General features: G+C 54.9%; 18 protein-coding genes. 1 reads left to right on the plus strand and 17 read right to left on the minus strand.

Going from position 1 to position 18,684, the window contains the following annotated elements; all coding sequences use genetic code 11:
- Positions 1-76 precede the first annotated feature (76 nt).
- The 9 genes from rlpA to leuS all read right to left on the minus strand — a co-directional run bounded on the left by rlpA (position 77) and on the right by leuS (position 10,024).
- On the minus strand, positions 77-1,213 hold the full coding sequence (gene rlpA, locus C7434_RS01470) for an endolytic peptidoglycan transglycosylase RlpA (protein WP_133745077.1): 1,137 nt from the start codon (positions 1,211-1,213) through the stop codon (positions 77-79).
- Between the two features lie 10 nt (positions 1,214-1,223).
- Positions 1,224-2,336, minus strand: coding sequence for a peptidoglycan glycosyltransferase MrdB (mrdB, locus tag C7434_RS01475; RefSeq protein ID WP_006118407.1), 1,113 nt, complete (start codon positions 2,334-2,336; stop codon positions 1,224-1,226).
- An 8-nt stretch (positions 2,337-2,344) separates the two neighbouring features.
- Positions 2,345-4,249 (minus strand): peptidoglycan DD-transpeptidase MrdA, encoded by a 1,905-nt coding sequence (gene mrdA / locus C7434_RS01480; RefSeq protein WP_033737455.1) that lies wholly within the window; start codon positions 4,247-4,249, stop codon positions 2,345-2,347.
- A 34-nt stretch (positions 4,250-4,283) separates the two neighbouring features.
- Entirely contained in the window at positions 4,284-4,754 is a 471-nt protein-coding gene (gene rlmH / locus C7434_RS01485; RefSeq protein ID WP_006118409.1) for a 23S rRNA (pseudouridine(1915)-N(3))-methyltransferase RlmH, read from the minus strand.
- Positions 4,755-4,757: 3 nt separating this feature from the next.
- Positions 4,758-5,075: a ribosome silencing factor gene (gene rsfS, locus C7434_RS01490; protein ID WP_006118410.1), complete on the minus strand. Its 318-nt coding sequence runs from the start codon at positions 5,073-5,075 to the stop codon at positions 4,758-4,760.
- Positions 5,076-5,165: 90 nt separating this feature from the next.
- A complete protein-coding gene (gene nadD / locus C7434_RS01495; RefSeq protein ID WP_006118411.1) occupies positions 5,166-5,807 on the minus strand; it encodes a nicotinate-nucleotide adenylyltransferase in 642 nt (213 codons plus the stop codon).
- Entirely contained in the window at positions 5,800-6,831 is a 1,032-nt protein-coding gene (gene holA, locus C7434_RS01500) for a DNA polymerase III subunit delta (protein ID WP_133745078.1), read from the minus strand. The genes nadD and holA overlap by 8 nt, the downstream gene beginning before the upstream one ends.
- Positions 6,828-7,427, minus strand: a complete 600-nt coding sequence (lptE, locus tag C7434_RS01505) for an LPS assembly lipoprotein LptE (protein WP_006118413.1) — start codon at positions 7,425-7,427, stop codon at positions 6,828-6,830. Before lptE ends, holA begins: the two co-directional genes overlap by 4 nt.
- A 14-nt stretch (positions 7,428-7,441) precedes the next feature.
- On the minus strand, positions 7,442-10,024 hold the full coding sequence (gene leuS, locus C7434_RS01510; protein ID WP_039342889.1) for a leucine--tRNA ligase: 2,583 nt from the start codon (positions 10,022-10,024) through the stop codon (positions 7,442-7,444).
- A 222-nt stretch (positions 10,025-10,246) separates the two neighbouring features.
- Between leuS and C7434_RS01515 the strand changes: the two genes are divergently transcribed.
- Positions 10,247-10,729, plus strand: a complete 483-nt coding sequence (locus C7434_RS01515) for a zinc ribbon-containing protein (RefSeq protein ID WP_006118415.1) — start codon at positions 10,247-10,249, stop codon at positions 10,727-10,729.
- A 33-nt stretch (positions 10,730-10,762) separates the two neighbouring features.
- Here the strand turns inward: C7434_RS01515 and C7434_RS01520 are convergent, their stop codons facing one another.
- The 8 genes from C7434_RS01520 to C7434_RS01555 all read right to left on the minus strand — a co-directional run bounded on the left by C7434_RS01520 (position 10,763) and on the right by C7434_RS01555 (position 18,483).
- Positions 10,763-11,488 carry an amino acid ABC transporter ATP-binding protein gene (locus tag C7434_RS01520; RefSeq protein ID WP_039342886.1) on the minus strand — a complete coding sequence of 242 codons (726 nt, stop codon included), beginning with the start codon at positions 11,486-11,488 and terminating at the stop codon, positions 10,763-10,765.
- Positions 11,489-12,166 (minus strand): glutamate/aspartate ABC transporter permease GltK, encoded by a 678-nt coding sequence (gene gltK, locus C7434_RS01525; protein WP_006118417.1) that lies wholly within the window; start codon positions 12,164-12,166, stop codon positions 11,489-11,491. It lies immediately after the preceding gene.
- Positions 12,166-12,906 (minus strand): amino acid ABC transporter permease, encoded by a 741-nt coding sequence (locus C7434_RS01530; protein WP_006118418.1) that lies wholly within the window; start codon positions 12,904-12,906, stop codon positions 12,166-12,168. The genes gltK and C7434_RS01530 overlap by 1 nt, the downstream gene beginning before the upstream one ends.
- Positions 12,907-13,059: 153 nt before the next feature.
- Positions 13,060-13,956, minus strand: a complete 897-nt coding sequence (locus tag C7434_RS01535) for an amino acid ABC transporter substrate-binding protein (protein ID WP_033739290.1) — start codon at positions 13,954-13,956, stop codon at positions 13,060-13,062.
- A 504-nt stretch (positions 13,957-14,460) separates the two neighbouring features.
- A complete protein-coding gene (gene lnt, locus C7434_RS01540; protein WP_033739357.1) occupies positions 14,461-15,984 on the minus strand; it encodes an apolipoprotein N-acyltransferase in 1,524 nt (507 codons plus the stop codon).
- Positions 15,985-15,988: 4 nt separating this feature from the next.
- Entirely contained in the window at positions 15,989-16,870 is an 882-nt protein-coding gene (corC, locus tag C7434_RS01545; protein WP_033739293.1) for a CNNM family magnesium/cobalt transport protein CorC, read from the minus strand.
- An 81-nt stretch (positions 16,871-16,951) separates the two neighbouring features.
- Positions 16,952-17,425: an rRNA maturation RNase YbeY gene (gene ybeY / locus C7434_RS01550; RefSeq protein WP_033739295.1), complete on the minus strand. Its 474-nt coding sequence runs from the start codon at positions 17,423-17,425 to the stop codon at positions 16,952-16,954.
- Positions 17,422-18,483 (minus strand): PhoH family protein, encoded by a 1,062-nt coding sequence (locus tag C7434_RS01555; protein WP_033739297.1) that lies wholly within the window; start codon positions 18,481-18,483, stop codon positions 17,422-17,424. Before C7434_RS01555 ends, ybeY begins: the two co-directional genes overlap by 4 nt.
- Positions 18,484-18,684: the final 201 nt, after the last annotated feature.

The raw sequence follows: 18,684 nt of genomic DNA on the forward strand, positions 1-18,684 counted from the left end.
AATGCCTGATTAACAGGCATCCGGCTTGATAACTGGGTTGTTAACAGACGTTACCAGTCATGAGTAAAGCTGTTGTTTAACGACCTGCGGTGGTCACAAAAGCCGCGCTCTGGCCCTCACGGCTCAGGCGCTGCTGTAACGCCACAGCTTCAGCACGGGTTTTGTAACCGCCGAGCTGTACGCGATAGACGTTGTTCCCCGCGTTTTCCACTGCGCCGGGTACGCCGAAGCGCTGGCGCAGACTGCTGAGCAGCTGGCGCGCACGTGCTGCATCATTGATAGCGCTGACCTGGACGACATAGCCGGACAGCGCAGCGCTGCTGCTCTGGCTGGCTGAAGCGGCGTGAGGCGCGGCGGTGCTGGCAACCACCGGGGCGGCAGCGGCAGCGGCGGGGGCCGCCTCTGGTTCACTGCCTTCCAGAACACCGCTCGGTAAAGGCTGAGGGGCCCCCAAGAAACCACTGCTCTGAACGGGCGCGCCCATGGCATTGTCCGTTTTCAGCGTCGCATTACTGATGGGCGACACGTCCTGTGCGGCAGGTGCCGTTTCCATTGCCGGTGCCGTTTGCGTCTGACCGCCGCCGTTCATGACGGAGGGCGAACTCATGACGGGGCCGTTCAGATCGGGACGTGCGGGCAGGGCGTAACTCTGTTTTGCCACCACAGTGCCGATAGTACCCGGACCCGAGAGCGTGCCATCTGGCGCGACGCTGATGTAATCCACGCGGACGCGGGTGTTATTGGAGATGTTCAGACGATCGCCGGCCGCACGTGACAGATCGATAATGCGTCCTGGCGTGTAAGGGCCACGATCGTTAACGCGCACGACAATCTGACGTCCGTTGGCCAGATTCGTGACGCGCACATAACTTGGCAGCGGCAGTGTCGGATGCGCGGCGGTCAGGGCATCCGGATCAAAAGCCTCGCCGATGGCGGTACGGCTGCCCTGGGCTTCGTCGCCATACCAGGCTGCTAATCCGACTTCACTGTAGTTAGCCGGATTTTTGATGATGTGATAAGTCTTGCCATTGACGCTGTAGTCCTGACTGGTCGACGGATTGACCGGCTCATAACGCGGCTCAACGCCAGGAATTTCCACCACCGGGCCATTGTAGGCGGGCTGGGGTGGAGCACTCTGCTGTTGCGGTTCCTGGGTAGAACATGCAGCCAACACCATTGAAGCCAATACAACGCCAAGCCAGTCCTTACGCATCTGCGACCTCTTAAACACTTTTAGATAACATTTTTCGGTGTGTGTGGATCGACATTACGATGCCAAATCCCGCCATAAGCACAATAAGCGCCGAGCCGCCATAGCTGACCAGCGGCAGCGGAACGCCAACCACCGGTAAGATACCACTAACCATGCCAATGTTAACGAAAACATAGACGAATAAAATCAACATTAATCCGCCCGCCATGACGCGCCCAAAGGTGGTCTGTGCCCGGGCGGCGACGATCAGGCCGCGCATGATTAACAGCAGGTAGAGCACCAGCAGTAACAACACGCCAACCAGACCCAGCTCTTCGGCCAGCACGGCAAAAATAAAGTCCGTATGACGTTCCGGCAAGAATTCCAGCTGTGACTGAGTACCGTGCAGCCAGCCTTTACCGCGCAAGCCGCCGGAGCCAATGGCGATTTTTGACTGAATGATGTGATAGCCCGCGCCCAATGGGTCGCTTTCCGGATCAAGCAGCATCATCACGCGGTCTCGCTGATAATCATGCATCAGGAAGAACCACAGGATAGGAATAAAGGCTGCGACCAGCAGGACGGCAATGCCAATCAGTTTCCAGCTCATGCCCGACAGAAACAGCACAAACAGCCCGGACGCGGCGATAAGAATCGAGGTGCCGAGGTCAGGCTGTGCGGCCACCAGCAGTGTGGGAAGAAAAATCAGCACCAGCGCAATTGCGGTATTCTTCAGGGTAGGTGGACAGACATCGCGGTTAATAAAACGCGCCACCATTAACGGCACCGCAATTTTGGCGATCTCGGAAGGCTGAAAGCGGACAAACCCCAAATCCAGCCAGCGCTGTGCGCCTTTACTGATTTGCCCAAAAGCATCCACCGCGATCAGCAGAATGACGCAGATAATATACAGATAAGGTGCCCAGCCTTCATACACTCGCGGCGGGACCTGCGCCAGCACCAGCATCACCACTAATCCCATAGCGATCTGGCCCAGTTTACGTTCCATCATGCCGGGATCCTGGCCGCTGGCACTCCAGATAACAATGGCGCTGTAGGTCAGTAGCGCAAGGATGATCAGCATAAACAGCGGATCAATGTGCATGCGCATCCAGATCGTCCGCTTCTGCGGGCTGTCATTCATCGACATGATTATTCACCTTCATAGCCAGGTGGTGTAGGCGCAGCATCCGGCAGGACAGTATTGTTATCGCCTAACATAATGTGATCCAGAATCTGGCGCATGACCGTGCCCACTGCCGGACCGGCCCCGCCGTTTTCCAGAATCATGGTGACGGCAACGCGTGGTTTATCGTAAGGCGCGAAAGCGGTCATCAGCTTATGGTCACGTAAGCGTTCAGCGATTTTATGCGCATTATACGTTTCGTTCTCTTTCAGACCGAAGACCTGTGCGGTACCGGACTTCGCGGCAATTTTGTAAGGCGCATCGGCAAAGCTTTTGTGGGCCGTGCCGTTTGGCCGGTTGGCGACGCCGTACATGCCGTCTTTGGCAATTTCCCAGTAGCCAGAGTGGATATCGCCAATCGGCTGGGAAGGCGGCTGACGATAAGGCACCAGCGTACGGCCTTCACGGGTCGCGCGCAGCAAATGCGGCACTTTGATGATGCCGTCGTTGATAAGAATCATCATCGCTTTGTTCATCTGCAACGGTGTCGCTGTCCAGTAACCCTGACCGATGCCGACTGGAATGGTATCGCCTTGATACCAGGGCTTTTTAAAGCGACGCATTTTCCAGTCACGCGTCGGCATGTTGCCAGCGCTTTCCTGAGGCAGGTCAACGCCGGTGCGCATGCCATAGCCAAATTTCGTCATCCACTCCGACAGGCGATCGATGCCCATGTCATAGGCAACCTGATAAAAGAAGGTATCAGCGGACTCTTCCAGCGATTTGGTGACATTCAGGCGACCATGTCCCCATTTTTTCCAGTCACGGTAGCGTTTCTCGGAGCCGGGGAGTTGCCACCAGCCAGGATCGAACAGGCTGGTATTGCGGTTAATCACCCCCGCACTCAGGGCGGAGACGGCAACATAGGGTTTAACGGTAGAAGCAGGCGGATAAGCGGCCTGAATCGCGCGGTTATAGAGTGGGCGATTTTCATCGTTCAGCAAGCCGCGATAGTCTTTGCTGGAAATGCCGTCAACGAACAGGTTGGGATCGTAGCTGGGGGTCGACACCATCGCCAGAATCTCACCGGTGCGCGGATCGCTGACCACGACCGCTGCACGACTACCGGCCAGCAGCGTCTCGATATACTGCTGCAGTTTGAGATCGATAGTCAGATAAATATCACGACCGGCCTGGGGCGACTGCTCGTGCAACTGCCGTATGACCCGGCCACGGTTGTTAACTTCGACCTCTTCATAGCCGGTTTTGCCATGCAGCAGGTCTTCGTAATAGGCTTCGATACCGAGTTTGCCGATATCATGCGTCGCCGCATAGTTGGGCCATTTTCCCTCTTTATCCAGACGGGCTACGTCGCGGTCGTTAATTTTCGACACATAGCCCACAACATGAGTCAGTGTCTGGCCATAGGGATAGTAGCGGCGCTGGTAGCCTTTCACTTCTACGCCAGGAAAGCGATACTGATTTACCGCAAAGCGCGCCACCTGCACCTCATTCAACCCGGTTTTAACCGGAATCGACGTGAAGCGGCGTGAACGTTTACGCTCTTTTTCAAACGCCTCGATATCCTCATCGGTGAGTTCGAGGACCGGACGCAGATTTTGCAGGGTTTGTTTCAGGTCATCGACCTTTTCCGGCACCAGTTCCGCCTGGTAAATGGTCCGGTTCAGGGCCAGCGGCGTACCCGTGCGGTCATAGATGATGCCGCGGCTGGGCGCGACCGGCACCAGTTTGATTCGGTTTTCGTTGGAGCGGGTACTGTAATCGTCGAAACGTAAAATCTGCAGGTGATAGAGATTAACCACCAGCACGGAGGAGAGCAGTAAGACGCCGACAAAAGCAATAAAAGCCCTGCGGACAAAGACTTTTTGTTCGGCGCTGTAATCGCGAAAGGCGTTGCTTTGTAATTTCATCCGCTACTTGTAATGTCTGGAGTGAGCTTATCGGTTATTCACGATGATAAGGATGATTTGTCGTAATGCTCCATGCGCGATAGAGGCTTTCGGCAACCAGCACGCGCACCAGCGGATGAGGCAACGTTAAGGCCGAAAGCGACCAGCTCTGTTCCGCCGCCGCTTTGCAGGCTGGCGCTAACCCTTCCGGGCCGCCAATCAGCAGGCTGACATCGCGGCCATCCTGTTTCCAGCGTTCCAGCTGTTGGGCCAACTGTGGGGTTTCCCAGGGCTGTCCGGGAATATCCAGCGTGACAATCCGGTTGCCTTTACCTGTGGCGGCCAGCATCGCTTCACCTTCCTTTTCCAGGATGCGTTTGATGTCGGCATTTTTACCCCGTTTGCCCGCCGGAACTTCCGTCAGTTCAAACGGCATGTCTTTGGGAAAACGACGCAGGTATTCCATAAAACCGGTCTGCACCCAGTCAGGCATTTTGGTGCCGACGGCAACAAGCTGCAATTTCACCGCTTAACCCCAGAGCTTTTCCAGTTCATATAACTGACGGCTCTCTTCCTGCATCACATGCACGATGACTTCACCGAGGTCGACCACAACCCAGTCAGCGGCCGTCTTGCCTTCAACGCCCAGCGGCATCAGGCCGGCGGCGCGGGATTCCTGCTCAACGTGTTCAGCGATTGAGGTAACGTGGCGCGTCGAGGTGCCGGTGCAGATGATCATGAAATCAGTAATGCTTGATTTACCCTGAACGTCGAGGGTGACGATGTTCTGACCTTTCAAATCATCAATCTTATCAACAACGAACTCTTGGAGTGCTTTACCTTGCAAAAGGTTCCCCTTTAAAAACTGGTGAGAGCGGGCTGGCTGACGCCCGGGATACAGCCGAAAAATTTAGCGGCGTAGTATATCACGCCCATATCAGTCGCGATATAAGCCGGCGCGGTCGATATAGTCGATTACCGAGGCGGGCAGTAAATCGTCACAGGCGAGATGCTGATGACGACGCTTGCGAATTTCGGTAGCTGAAATGGCATAGCGCGGGGTTTCTGCCAGCCAGATGCCGCCAGCCGGACGCTGCTGCAGTTCCTGAGGATCGTGGATCACGTGTCTGTCCAGCCAGTCCTGCATGTCCGGCGTCGCCATCTCAGTCGGATAGCCTGGTCGCTGGCACACCAGCAGATGACACAGGCTCAGTAAATCCTGCCAGCGATGCCATTTTGCAAGCGTCAGTAATGAGTCCTGACCGATAATAAACCCTAACGGCTGATCGCCACGTTCAGCCCGTATGGCTTCTAACGTATCGACAGTCCATGAGGGCGTGTCCCGTTGCAGTTCGCGCGTATCGATATCAAAAAGCGGCAGATCGCGAATAGCGCACCGCAGCATCGCCAGGCGCTGTTGCGGACTGGCTTCCGGCTGCGGCCGGTGCGGCGGCACATTGTTGGGCAACAGGGTAACCCGGGCCAGGCCAGTTTGCTGCGCCAGCGCTTCTGCCGGGCGTAAATGGCCGAAATGGATCGGGTCGAAGGTGCCGCCAAACAGAGCGTGTAAATCAGACATGGGCAAAACTCGCGGGAAAAGCACGGTTGGCAATCAGCATCGACAGCGTTTGCAACTGTGGCCAGACCGATTGTCCATAATCCTGTTTCAGCGTAATTTCGATTTGCGTCAACAGATGGATTGCCTGTTGTAAGCGCGCTGCATCAAGGCGCTGCAACGCCTCAGTAAAGAGAGGACGGCGATTTTGCCAGATGCGCTGTTGATCCATCAGTGTACGCAGAGGTTGCTGTGTCTGATGACGTTGCAGGTGCAGCAGAGTCATCAGATCGCGCTGCAGCGCCCGCAGCAATATCGTCACTTCGCTGTCTTCACTTTCCAACTGTTGCAGGATATGCAGTGCGCGACGGCTCTTGCCTGCCAGTAGCGCGTCGACCAAGTGATAAGGCGTAAAGTGCGCGGCATCACTGACTGCGGCTTCAACGCGCGGTAGCGTGAGCTTGCCATCGGGCCACTGAAGAGACAGACGTTCAAGTGCCTGCGCCAGCGCCAGCAGGTTACCTTCGTAGCAGTAACAGAGTAGCTGGACCGCCGCATCGTCGATCGCGAGCTTCATCGCTTTGGCCCGGCTGGTGACCCAGCGCGGCAGTTGCGCCTGCTCCGGCGTCTGGCAGGGGACCAGCACCGCATGGGCTGACAGCGCTTTAAACCAGGCGCTGTTTTCCTGCGCTTTGCTGAGTTTCGCCATCCGGCAAATCAGCAAAATATCCTCATGAAGCAGCGAGGCGAGCGTGATCAGATGTTCGGCGATGGCGGCATTGGGACCATTTTCAGGAAACTGCAATGTAAGCGTCTGTCGCTGAGTAAACAGGCTCATTGACTGGCAACTGACAAACAGGCTGTCCCAGTCTGTTTGTGCATCCAGGGTAAAACTCACATGTTCTTCAAAGCCCTGCGCCACGGCGCTGGCGCGAATGGCATCCGCACTTTCCTGCAACAACAGAGGTTCATTGCCGGTTAATAAATAACAGGCGCGCAGCCCCTCACGGAGCTGCGCGCTGAGTTGTTCCGGATAAATCCTGATCATTGCGTCAGGGGCGCCGCGGAAGAGGCCGTTCCCGCAGCAGAGTGAACCGGTTTTGCCACCGTTGACGAAGAGGATGTCTGCGGGCTGTCCATCTGGGCCGCATGTACCGCCAACAGCTTACGAACCAGTTGTTCGGCTGCACGTTGACGCATCTCCTGGGTGATCATGTCCTGTTCCGCATCTTTCGCCAGGGCCGCGTTCGGGTTATCAAAGAACGAGCGATAAACGGTCGTGCTGATAGGGTAGATCCCTTTGTTGGGAATCAAGACCTGAGCCGTAACCACCATCGCCATCTGATATTCAGCGGTGGTGCCGCTGATGAAGACGGATGCGGTGCTTCGACCCTGAGATTCCCCGCCCAGACGCAGGGTCGGTACGACCATGCTGTTTTTCTGCGTCGCTTCAACGATGTTAACGTTGTTGATTCGCAACTGCTGACGCACCACGCGCGTCAGCGGCCCGTAAGGATCGCCCGTTTCTAAGACCAGCGTTCGCAGTTCCGTCGGCACCTGAGTGGTGCCGCGCGGGTGAAAACCACAGCCAGCGGTGATCACCGCCGCCAGCATGACAAACAACCTGATAATCGGATGTCGCACAGTTCCTCCTGAACTTAACCCACAACCAGGTTAAGCAGTTTGCCCGGTACATAAATGACTTTACGAATGCTCACACCATCAAGGTATTTCGCCACCAGGGGCTCCTCAGCAGCGCGCGCCTGAACCTGCTCCTGTGTAGCCTCGGCTGCCACAGTAATTTTACCCCGCACTTTACCGTTGACCTGCACCACGACCAGCAGAGAATCTTCGACCATTGCGGCGTCATCCGCCACTGGCCATTCCGCATTGTCGATAGTGCCTTCGCCGCCCAGCGTCTGCCACAGCACGTAGCTGGCATGCGGGGTGAACGGATACAGCAAACGCGTCACGGCCAGTAAGGCCTCCTGCATCAACGCACGATCCTGCTCGCTGTCCTGCGGCGCACGCGCCAGCTTGTTCATCAGCTCCATGACCGCCGCAATCGCGGTGTTAAAGGTCTGGCGACGACCAATATCATCCGACACTTTGGCAATGGTTTTGTGCAGGTCGCGGCGCAACGCTTTCTGATCGTCATTCAGGCTGGCGACGTCCAGGGCAACCGTTGCACCTTTCTGTGAATGATCGTAGACCAGTTTCCAGACACGTTTCAGGAAGCGATTTGCCCCTTCCACACCGGATTCCTGCCACTCCAGCGTCATATCCGCAGGCGAGGCAAACATCATGAACAGACGGACGGTATCGGCACCATAGCGCTCAACCATCAGCTGGGGATCGATGCCGTTGTTTTTCGACTTGGACATTTTGCTCATGCCCGCGTAAATCACCTCGCGGCCCTGAGTATCTACGGCTTTAACAATGCGGCCTTTCTCATCGCGCTCGACAGTCACGTCAACCGGCGAAACCCAGTTACGTTCGCCGTTAACGCCCAGATAATAGAACGCATCCGCTAACACCATGCCCTGGCACAGCAGACGTTTGGCTGGCTCATTCGAATTCACCAGGCCTGCATCACGCAGCAGTTTATGGAAGAAGCGGAAATACATCAGGTGCATGATGGCGTGTTCGATGCCGCCGACATACTGATCTACCGGCAGCCAGTAGTTTGCTGCAGCCGGGTCCAGCATACCGTCCTTATAGTCTGCACAGGTATAACGCGCGTAGTACCACGACGATTCCATAAAGGTGTCAAAGGTATCGGTTTCGCGCAGCGCAGGCTGACCGTTCACGGTGGTTTTTGCCCAGTCCGGATCGGCTTTAATCGGACTGGTAATGCCGTCCATGACCACGTCTTCCGGCAGAATCACCGGTAACTGGTCTTCTGGTGTCGGCATGACGGTGCCATCTTCCAGGGTTACCATCGGAATCGGCGCGCCCCAGTAACGCTGACGAGAAACGCCCCAGTCGCGCAGGCGATAGTTGACTTTACGCTCGCCAACGCCTTTTGCCGCCAGCGCATCTGCAATGGCGTTAAAACCGGCACTGTGATCCAGGCCGCTGCACTCGGCAGAGTTAAACAGCGTACCTTTGTCGGTCATCGCGGCGGCGCTGACGTCAGGCTCGCTGCCGTCCAGATTGAGGATAACCGGTTTGATCGGCAGATCGTATTTGGTCGCAAATTCCCAGTCACGCTGGTCATGCGCCGGCACGGCCATGACCGCACCCGTACCGTATTCCATCAGGACGAAGTTCGCGACCCAGACAGGCAGGCGTTCACCCGTTAACGGATGCACGACAGACAGGCCTGTCGCCATGCCTTTCTTTTCCATGGTGGCCATATCGGCTTCGGCTACCTTGGTGTTGCGGCATTCTGCGATAAAATCAGCCAGAGCAGGGTTGCTGGCCGCCGCCTGTGCCGCCAGCGGATGACCGGCGGCGACAGCGACATAGGTCGCGCCGTAGAAGGTGTCCGGACGCGTGGTATAAACCGTCACTTTTTCGCTGCTGTCTGCCACGTCAAAGGTGATTTCCACCCCTTCAGAACGGCCGATCCAGTTACGCTGCATGGTTTTGACCTGCTCAGGCCACTCTTCCAGCGTATCCAGATCGTTTAACAGCTCTTCGGCGTAATCAGTGATTTTAATGAACCACTGTGGGATCTCTTTGCGCTCGACTTTGGTGTCACAGCGCCAGCAGCAGCCATCGATAACCTGCTCGTTAGCCAGTACGGTCTGATCGTTCGGGCACCAGTTCACCGCCGAGGTTTTTTTGTACACCAGGCCTTTTTCATACAGTTTGGTGAAGAACCACTGTTCCCAGCGGTAATACTCCGGTTGACAGGTCGCCAGCTCGCGGCTCCAGTCATAGCCAAATCCCAGCAGCTTAAGCTGGTTTTTCATGTACGCGATGTTGTCATAAGTCCAGGGCGCCGGCGCGGTATTGTTTTTGACCGCCGCGCCTTCCGCAGGCAGACCGAAGGCGTCCCAGCCAATTGGCTGCAGCACGTTTTTGCCGAGCATGCGCTGATAACGCGCAATGACGTCGCCGATGGTGTAGTTACGAACGTGGCCCATGTGCAGGCGGCCAGAAGGATAGGGCAGCATAGACAGGCAGTAGTACTTCTCTTTGCCTTCCTGCTCAGTCACTTTAAACGTTTCGTTTTCATCCCACTGCTGCTGAACGCGGGATTCAATCTCTTCCGGGCGGTATTGCTCTTGCATGGCTGCCTGTGGTCCTTAATAGATGACACTTTGCTGACTTTACGATCCGCATAGCATACCCATAAGGCCGCACATCAACAACACTTCCCACTTTTACGGGGGCGATTTATCGTCAACGCATCCCTGCTTTCACTCTTTTACGCTTCCTTACCCAGCGAGCCGGGCAAATGTGACAAAGTAGCTAAACTTAGTACAGGTACTGAGCGCAAAAAGGAGAATAAAATGAATAAAGTGGCCCAGGAATATCACGCCTCACTGGCGGTATTAACCGAACGTCTTCGCCACGGCGATCGCGATCTGGATACGTTAGTCGACGATCGGCGCCGTCATTTACAAGCGCACTCCGATCTGACGCCGGACGAAATCGATCGGGCGCTGACGTCGGTGCGTCGCGATCTGGCAGAGTTTGGCCGTAACTATGCAGAGGCGGAAGAGCCGGTCGCTGACTCCGTTTTTATGCGCGTGATTCGGGAAAGCATCTGGAAGGAGCTGGCAGATATTACGGATAAAAGCCAGTTAGAGTGGCGTGAGGTTTTTCAGGATTTGCAACATCACGGTGTGTACCAAAGTGGTGAGGTGGTGGGCCTGGGCAATCTGGTCTGCGAAAAATGCCACTTCACTCGCGCCATTTATACGCCGGAGACGCTGTCACGTTGCCCCGAATGCAATCACGATCAGTTTTATCGTCAGCCTTTTGAGCCGTAGAAGAAGCAGGCGGGCTTTGTGCCCGCCTGATGTTTAGTGCAGAATTTTTGCCAGGAAATCCTTTGCCCGCTCAGACTGTGGATTATTAAAGAAGTCATCTTTATGGGTGTCTTCGATAATTTTTCCTTCGTCCATAAAGATCACCCGATTGGCCACCTTACGGGCGAAGCCCATTTCATGTGTCACGACCATCATGGTCATGCCTTCCTGGGCCAGTTCGACCATAACGTCCAGCACTTCATTGATCATTTCGGGATCGAGTGCGGAGGTCGGCTCATCAAACAGCATGGCAATCGGATCCATACAGAGTGCCCGCGCAATCGCGACACGCTGCTGCTGACCGCCCGAGAGCTGGCCGGGAAATTTATCTGCATGCGCTGACAGGCCCACGCGAGTCAGCAATTTGAGGCCTTTCTCGCGGGCGGCGGTTTTGTCGCGCTTTAAGACTTTGACCTGCGCCAGCACCAGGTTATCAATAATGCTCAGGTGAGGGAACAGTTCGAAGTGCTGAAACACCATGCCGACCTTACTGCGCAGCTTGGCCAGATTGGTTTTTTTATTGTTTACTTCAGTACCGTTTACCGTAATGCTGCCCTGTTGCACAGGTTCCAGGCCATTCACGGTTTTGATCAGGGTCGATTTGCCCGAGCCTGACGGCCCGCATACCACAACCACTTCACCGGTCTTGACTTCGGTAGAGCAGTCGGTCAGCACCTGAAATTGACCATACCACTTAGAAACGTTTTTCAGGCTAATCATTTAAACCGTCCTTTTTCTTTTTAGATAGCTGACCAACAGTGACGCGCTCAGGCTGATCACGAAGTAGACCAGACCGGCAAACAACACCATCTCAACCTGGGTACCGTCACGCTCACCGATGGTGGAGGCGGTGCGGAAGAAGTCCGCCAGGCTCAGCACATACACTAACGAGGTATCCTGGAACAGGACGATGCCCTGGGTCAGTAACAGCGGAACCATGGCACGAAACGCCTGAGGCAGAATCACCAGGCGCATGGACTGCCACTGCGTCATGCCCAGCGCCAGCGCCGCGCTGGATTGCCCACGCGCAATACTGATGATGCCGGCGCGAATGATTTCCGAATAATACGCCGCTTCGAACAGCGAAAAGGCGACCATTGCCGAAATCAAACGAATGTCGGTTTTAGGGGAAATACCCAGCACCTGCTGCAGGAAACTCGGCACCACCAGATAAAACCACAGCAGCACCATAACCAGCGGTACCGAACGGAACAGGTTAACGTACAGTTTGGCAAACCAGCTGATGGGCCTGAAGGTCGACAAACGCATCACCGCCAGCAGCGTGCCCCACAGGATGCCGAAGACCACCGCCGTAAGCGTGATTTTAAAGGTAATGACCAGACCATTAAGCAGGTAAGGCAGGCTGGGAGGAATGGAACTCCAGTCAAACGCGTACATCACTTGCCTCCCATATTGCCGGGCAGACGCACTTTGCGCTCAACCAGGCTCATCAAAAACATAATCACCAGGTTGATGGCAATGTAGGCCAGCGTAATGGCCGTAAACGATTCATAGGCGTGTGCGGAATAGTCCAGCAGCTTGCCCGCCTGCGCAGCCATGTCCACCAGGCCGATCGTCGACGCAATCGCCGAGTTTTTAACCAGGTTAAGCATTTCTGACGTCATTGGCGGCACAATCACGCGGTAAGCATTAGGAAGCAACACATAGCGATAGGTTTGCGGCAGCGTCAGGCCCATTGCCAGCCCGGCATTCTTTTGTCCCCGCGGCAAAGACTGAATCGCCGCGCGCACCTGCTCGCAGACGCGTGCGGCGGTAAACAGGCCCAGACAGATCACCGACGAGATAAAGAACTGCAGGTTGGGATCCAGCTCCGACTTAAACCACATGCCAAGCTTCTGACCAACCAGCTCTGGCGCCACCAGATACCAGAAGAAGAACTGCACGATCAGGGGGATGTTACGAAACAATTCCACATAGCAGGTGCCAATCGTTGCCAGCAGCCGATTAGGCACGGTACGCAGAATGCCAAAGAATGAACCTACGCAGAAAGCGATAATCCAGGCACAGCAGGAGACAGCAATTGTCACCTGAAAACCGGACCACAACCAGCCGAGATAGGTGGTATTTCCGAACGGGGCCTGTTCGAGAAAAATGCCCCAGTTCCAATCGATACCCATAACGAACTCCGGTAAAAAAGGGTAGCAGAGCTACCCTGAAGATTGATGAACGGCTTAATGCGCCTGAGTCAGGGGAACGACCCGATCAGGCGGTCTGTCCACGCCGCGGTTTCAGCAATCGAGAGGGCGACAGCGCCGCCCTTGTTATCGTTGTTAATTCAGCGCTTTATCATTCGGCGTTTTGAACAGGGCTTTCATGTCATCAGACAATTCAAAGTTCATGTTCAGGTTTTTAGGAGGAATAGGCTGTTTAAACCAGGTGTCGAACCATTTTTCTGCCTGGCCGGAGGTCTGGGCTTTTGCAATGGTGTCATCAACCAGCTTTTTGAACTGCGGATCGTCTTTGCGCAGCATACAGCCATAAGCTTCTTTAGACTGTGGCGTACCGATAATGACCCAGTCATCCGGTTTTTTCGCTTTAGCGCGTTCGCCAGCCAGCAGGGCGTCATCCATCATAAAGGCCACGGCACGACCGGTTTCCAGCGTACGGAACGAATCACCATGGTCTTTGGCGCTGATGATGCGCATATCCATCTTTTTCTCGTCGTTCAGTTTATGCAGCAGCACTTCTGACGTCGTACCTGAGGTCACCACGACAGTCTTGCCTTTCAGATCGTCAAAATCCTTAATTGGGCTGCCTTTTTTAACCAGCAAGCGGGTACCGATAACAAAAATGGTGTCGGAAAAGGCCGCCTGTTTCTGGCGCTCAAGGTTGTTGGTCGTTGAGCCACATTCGTAGTCATAGGTGCCGTTTTGCAGCAGCGGAATACGGTTCTGTGAAGTAATCGGGATCATTTTGATCTGCAGATCAGGTTTATTCAGCTTCGCTTTAATGGCATCAGCAATCGCGTTTGAATAAGCCTGTGAATAGCCAACGACTTTCTGTTGGTTGTCGTAATATGAAAAGGGAACTGACGATTCGCGATGCCCGATAACAATGACGCCACTGTCATTAATTTTTTTCAGGGTACCGCTGAGATCTTCCGCCTGGGCCGCTCCCGCTGCTGCGCTCAACAGCAAAAGAGATAATGCCACTTTGCGTAATTGCATGTTCCAACTCCTTCGTGTGGAAATTGCACAGGATCAACCCTGTACTGAGTGTGATGTTGTGTGTATTTTGCACTGCTTTTCTTATTATTCCCTCGCGCGTCTGCGCTTAAGAATATTCACTAACATAGCGGATTGTTAACCTAATGAAACAAAAAAGTTTCTTTTTTGCGATGGCATTCGCACCAAAAAAAGGCAATCGCGCGTCCATGCACGCGGAAGGTGCGCAGATTGAGCGTTAATGGTGCATTACACCCATGCCATCGTGGGTAACAAGCCCCGCATTGCAGGAATACAGAAACATTTAGCAATCATCGTGCCAGAATAAAATGACAGTGGGGTGAACGGGCGGTTTGACTGAAGAAGCAGAAGCAGAAGCAGAAGCAGAAGCAGAAGCAGAAGCAAAAGCAAAAGCAGAAGCAAAAGCAGTAAAAGGGGGAAGGGAAACAGCGTGCGGATTAAGACACCGCGAAAGGCTGTGGCGAAGCAGCGCTTCACCACAGCGTGTCAGCGCTGACGTCGGATGAAGGCCAGTAACCCGGCCAGCAGTGTCGCTATCCATACCGGCCAGAGCCCGGCTTTCGAGTATGGCGTTTCGCCGCGGGTAGGCGTTACCTTATCCACGAGTACGCCGCGCGTGAACTGCGGCAGAACCTTTTCCACATCGCCATTGGCATTCACCACGGCGGTTACGCCATTGTTGGTGCCGCGCAGCAGCGGTCTGCCCAGCTCAAGTGCGCGCATACGCGCCATCTGGAAGTGTTGCCAGGGACCAATCGAGTGACCAAACCAGGCATCATTAGAGACGGTCAGCAGAAAGTCGGTGTCCGGACGGAAGTTCGCCCGCACCTGCTCACCCAACACGATCTCGTAGCAAATCGCCGTCGTAAGGTGATAATTCGCCACATTGAGCTGAGGCTGCAAATAGGCACCGCGGCTGAAGGCAGACATCGGCAAATCGAAGAAGGGGGCAAGCGGGCGCAGCAAATCCGCCATGGGAACAAACTCACCAAACGGCACCAGATGGTTTTTCTGATAGCGGTTAGTGCTGAAGTAGTTGTAGGGCTTCTGCCCGCCCAGCACAATAACCGTGTTGTAATCATGATAACGATTCTGCTCCAGGCGCGAATCCACGATACCGGTCACCAGTGCGCTACCGCGCGCGCGGAGTTCGGCATCCAGCGAACGCAGGAACGGTTGCTGGTTACTTTCCAGATCGGTAATTGCCGACTCCGGCCAGATAATAATGGGGGCTTTTCCCATCAGCGGCTGGCTTAAATCGTTATAAATGCGCAGCGTGTTCAGCAACTGCTGCGGGTCCCACTTCATCGACTGGGGAATATCGCCCTGCACCAGCGCGACATCGACCGCCTGCTGGGGTAAAGGTTGATACCAGTGCAGATAACGCAACGGCCAGCATATTGCCAGTACCGCGAGCGCGCCCACCAGGCTTTTCACCTGACGTCGCTGCTGCGCATAAACCAGCAAACCCGCAATGACCATCAGCAGGAAGGTAATACTTTCCACGCCAGCCAGCGGCGCAATCCCCTTTAGCGGGCCATCAATCTGACTGTAGCCAAACTGCAACCACGGAAAGCCGGTTAAAATCCAGCCGCGCAAAAACTCCGTCACCTGCCATAACGCGGGAGCGGCCAGCGCCAGTCGCCACAGTGTGGGACGTGGCCAAATCCGGTTCAGGATGCCGGTAAACAGCGCCGGATAAATCGCGAGGTAAGCCGCCAGCAGGACCACCAGAAAAACGTTCACCGGGCCAGGCATGCCGCCAAAAGTGGCAATGCTGACATAAACCCAGTTAATACCGCTGCCAAACAGGCCAAACCCCCAACTGAAACCAATGGCGCTGGCCTGAGGACTGGTGCGGTTCAACGTCAGAAGTTGCAGGCCGAACAGCGAAAGCAGGGCGGCAGGCCAGAAATCATAAGGGGAAAAGGCGAGCGTGCCACAGGCGCCGCTCAGTAAAGCCAGCAGCAGACGGACCCGCTGCTGCTGGTAAAAGGAGGCTAATGCCATAGCGTTATTCGTCATCCAGTTGAGGTAGCGCCGAATTTTCCGGGATTTTTACGTGGACCTGAATGATACGGCGGCTGTCGGCCATGGCAACTTTGAACTGGTAACCATCAATGTCGATGCTTTCACCGCGCGCCGGCAGATGACCAAAGCCCTGCATTACCAGTCCACCAATGGTATCCACTTCGTCATCGCTGAACTGGGTGCCGAACACCTCATTGAAATCCTCAATGGGGGTTAACGCACGCACCGTGTAGGTCTGGCGGTTGAGCTGGCGGATATCCCGATCTTCCTCATCGTCATATTCGTCTTCAATTTCGCCAACAATCAGTTCGAGAATATCTTCAATCGTGACCAGTCCGGACACGCCACCAAACTCATCGATCACAATCGCCATATGATAGCGCTGGGAACGAAACTCTTTCAGCATACGGTCAACGCGCTTGCTCTCAGGCACAACCACCGCAGGACGCAGCACTTTTTCGACGCTGAAGGCTTCTGATTCGCTGCTCATAAACGGCAGCAGATCTTTCGCCATCAGGATGCCTTCAACATGGTCCTTGTCTTCGCTGATCACCGGAAAGCGGGAGTGTGCGGAGTCAATGATCACATCCAGGCACTCTTCGAGGTTCTGGTTGCGTTTCAGGGTGATCATCTGAGAGCGCGGAATCATGATGTCGCGTACGCGCTGTTCTGCAATATCCAGCACGCCTTCCAGCATGTCGCGGGTATCCTGATCAATCAGGTCCTTTTGATTGGAATCACGGATAAGGCTCAGGAGCTCGTCACGGTTTTTGGGTTCACCGTGAAACAGTTGGTTGAGCAGTAGGGAAAAAAATCCCTTTTTACTACTGGGTGCATCGCTGTTTTGAGAATGGTCGTCGCTCATGGCGGTTTTTAAAGATCTCTCTGGTCAGTAAGTGATGCTGCCGGTCGGGTTACCGGCAGCAGGATGGCCTGAGTCCACAACTCAGGCGTTTTCTTTCTCCGAAATGTACGGATCAGGATAACCAAGAGCAAGCATTATCTCGGTCTCCAGACCTTCCATCTCTTCGGCTTCGCTGTCTTCAATGTGATCATAACCCAACAGATGCAGCGTACCGTGAACCACCATGTGCGCCCAGTGGGCTTCAACGCTTTTCCCTTGTTCCTGCGCTTCCTGTTCCACGACCTGACGACAGATGATCAAATCGCCCAGCAGGGGCAATTCAATACCGGGTGGCGCTTCAAAAGGAAATGACAACACATTGGTGGGTTTATCTTTACCACGATAGGTCAGGTTAAGCTCATGGCTTTCCTGTTCATCCACCAGACGAATAGTCACTTCGCTTTCCGGCTGAAACGGCGTCACCGCAGCTTCCAGCCAGCGCTGAAACTGGCTTTCCGTGGGGAGATTTTCTGTTTGTTCACAGGCCAGTTGCAGGTCGAGAATCACGTCGCTCATGGTTTCTCCTGAACGCTATGTTGGGCGGCAAGGGCTTCACGCTTACGCTCTTCAGCCTGCTGATCGCGACGTTTCTGATCGGCTTCTTCCCAGGCTTCATAAGCGGTCACGATGCGTGCCACGACCGGATGACGCACAACGTCTTCACTGTGAAAGAAGTTAAAGCTGATTTCTTCCACTTCAGACAGGACCTCAATCGCGTGACGTAAACCCGATTTAGTGTGGCGCGGCAGGTCGATCTGCGTGACGTCGCCGGTGATGACCGCTTTCGAGTTAAAGCCGATACGGGTCAGAAACATCTTCATCTGCTCGATAGTGGTGTTCTGGCTTTCATCAAGAATGATAAACGCGTCATTCAGCGTACGGCCGCGCATATAGGCCAGCGGCGCGACTTCGATAACGTTGCGTTCCATCAGCTTCTCGACTTTTTCAAAGCCCAGCATCTCAAACAGGGCGTCGTAAAGCGGACGCAGGTAGGGGTCCACTTTCTGGCTCAAATCGCCCGGCAGGAAGCCCAGTTTTTCACCGGCCTCGACGGCGGGGCGCGTGAGCAGGATGCGACGAATCTCCTGGCGTTCGAGCGCATCGACCGCGGCAGCGACAGCCAGGTAGGTTTTACCGGTACCCGCCGGGCCCACGCCAAAGGTGATGTCGTGGTCGAGGATATTGGCAATATACTGTGCCTGATTTGGGGTGCGAGGCTTGATGACGCCACGCTTGGTCTTGATATTGACCGCTTTACCGTAGTCGGGCACGCTTTCTGCCGTTTGTTCCAGCACCCGGCTTTCTTTGATCGCCAGATGAATCTGCTCGGGTTCGATATCCGGAATTTCGCCGCGCACGGGTGCGGTATCGACATAAAGTGTTTTCAGGATCTCGACCGCGGCATTCACGCACAGCACCCGACCAACCAGTTTAAACTGATTGTCCCGGCGGTTTATCTCAATGCCAAGACGACGCTCCAGCTGTTTTACATTGTCATCAAATGGACCGCACAGGCTCATCAGACGGCGGTTATCAGCCGGTTCAAGGGCGATTTCACGGGTTTCAATATTCAAACGAATCCTTTGGGTCACTCAGGGCCAGTTGAAAGGGATTGCGGGTGCATCAGATGTGTTAAGCGGATGCATCATAACGAAATTATTTATGCGGTCACGCCGGGGCGCAAGCTTACGAGGTGATATTTGGGCGGCACCGGCAGAAACCAAGTGCAAAACAGCAGAATGTGCGGCAGCCGACGGTGAGCTGCCGCACATAAC

The sequence above is a fragment of the Pantoea sp. PNA 14-12 genome (genome assembly GCF_004364735.1).
GTDB classification, from domain to species: Bacteria; Pseudomonadota; Gammaproteobacteria; order Enterobacterales; family Enterobacteriaceae; genus Pantoea; species Pantoea stewartii.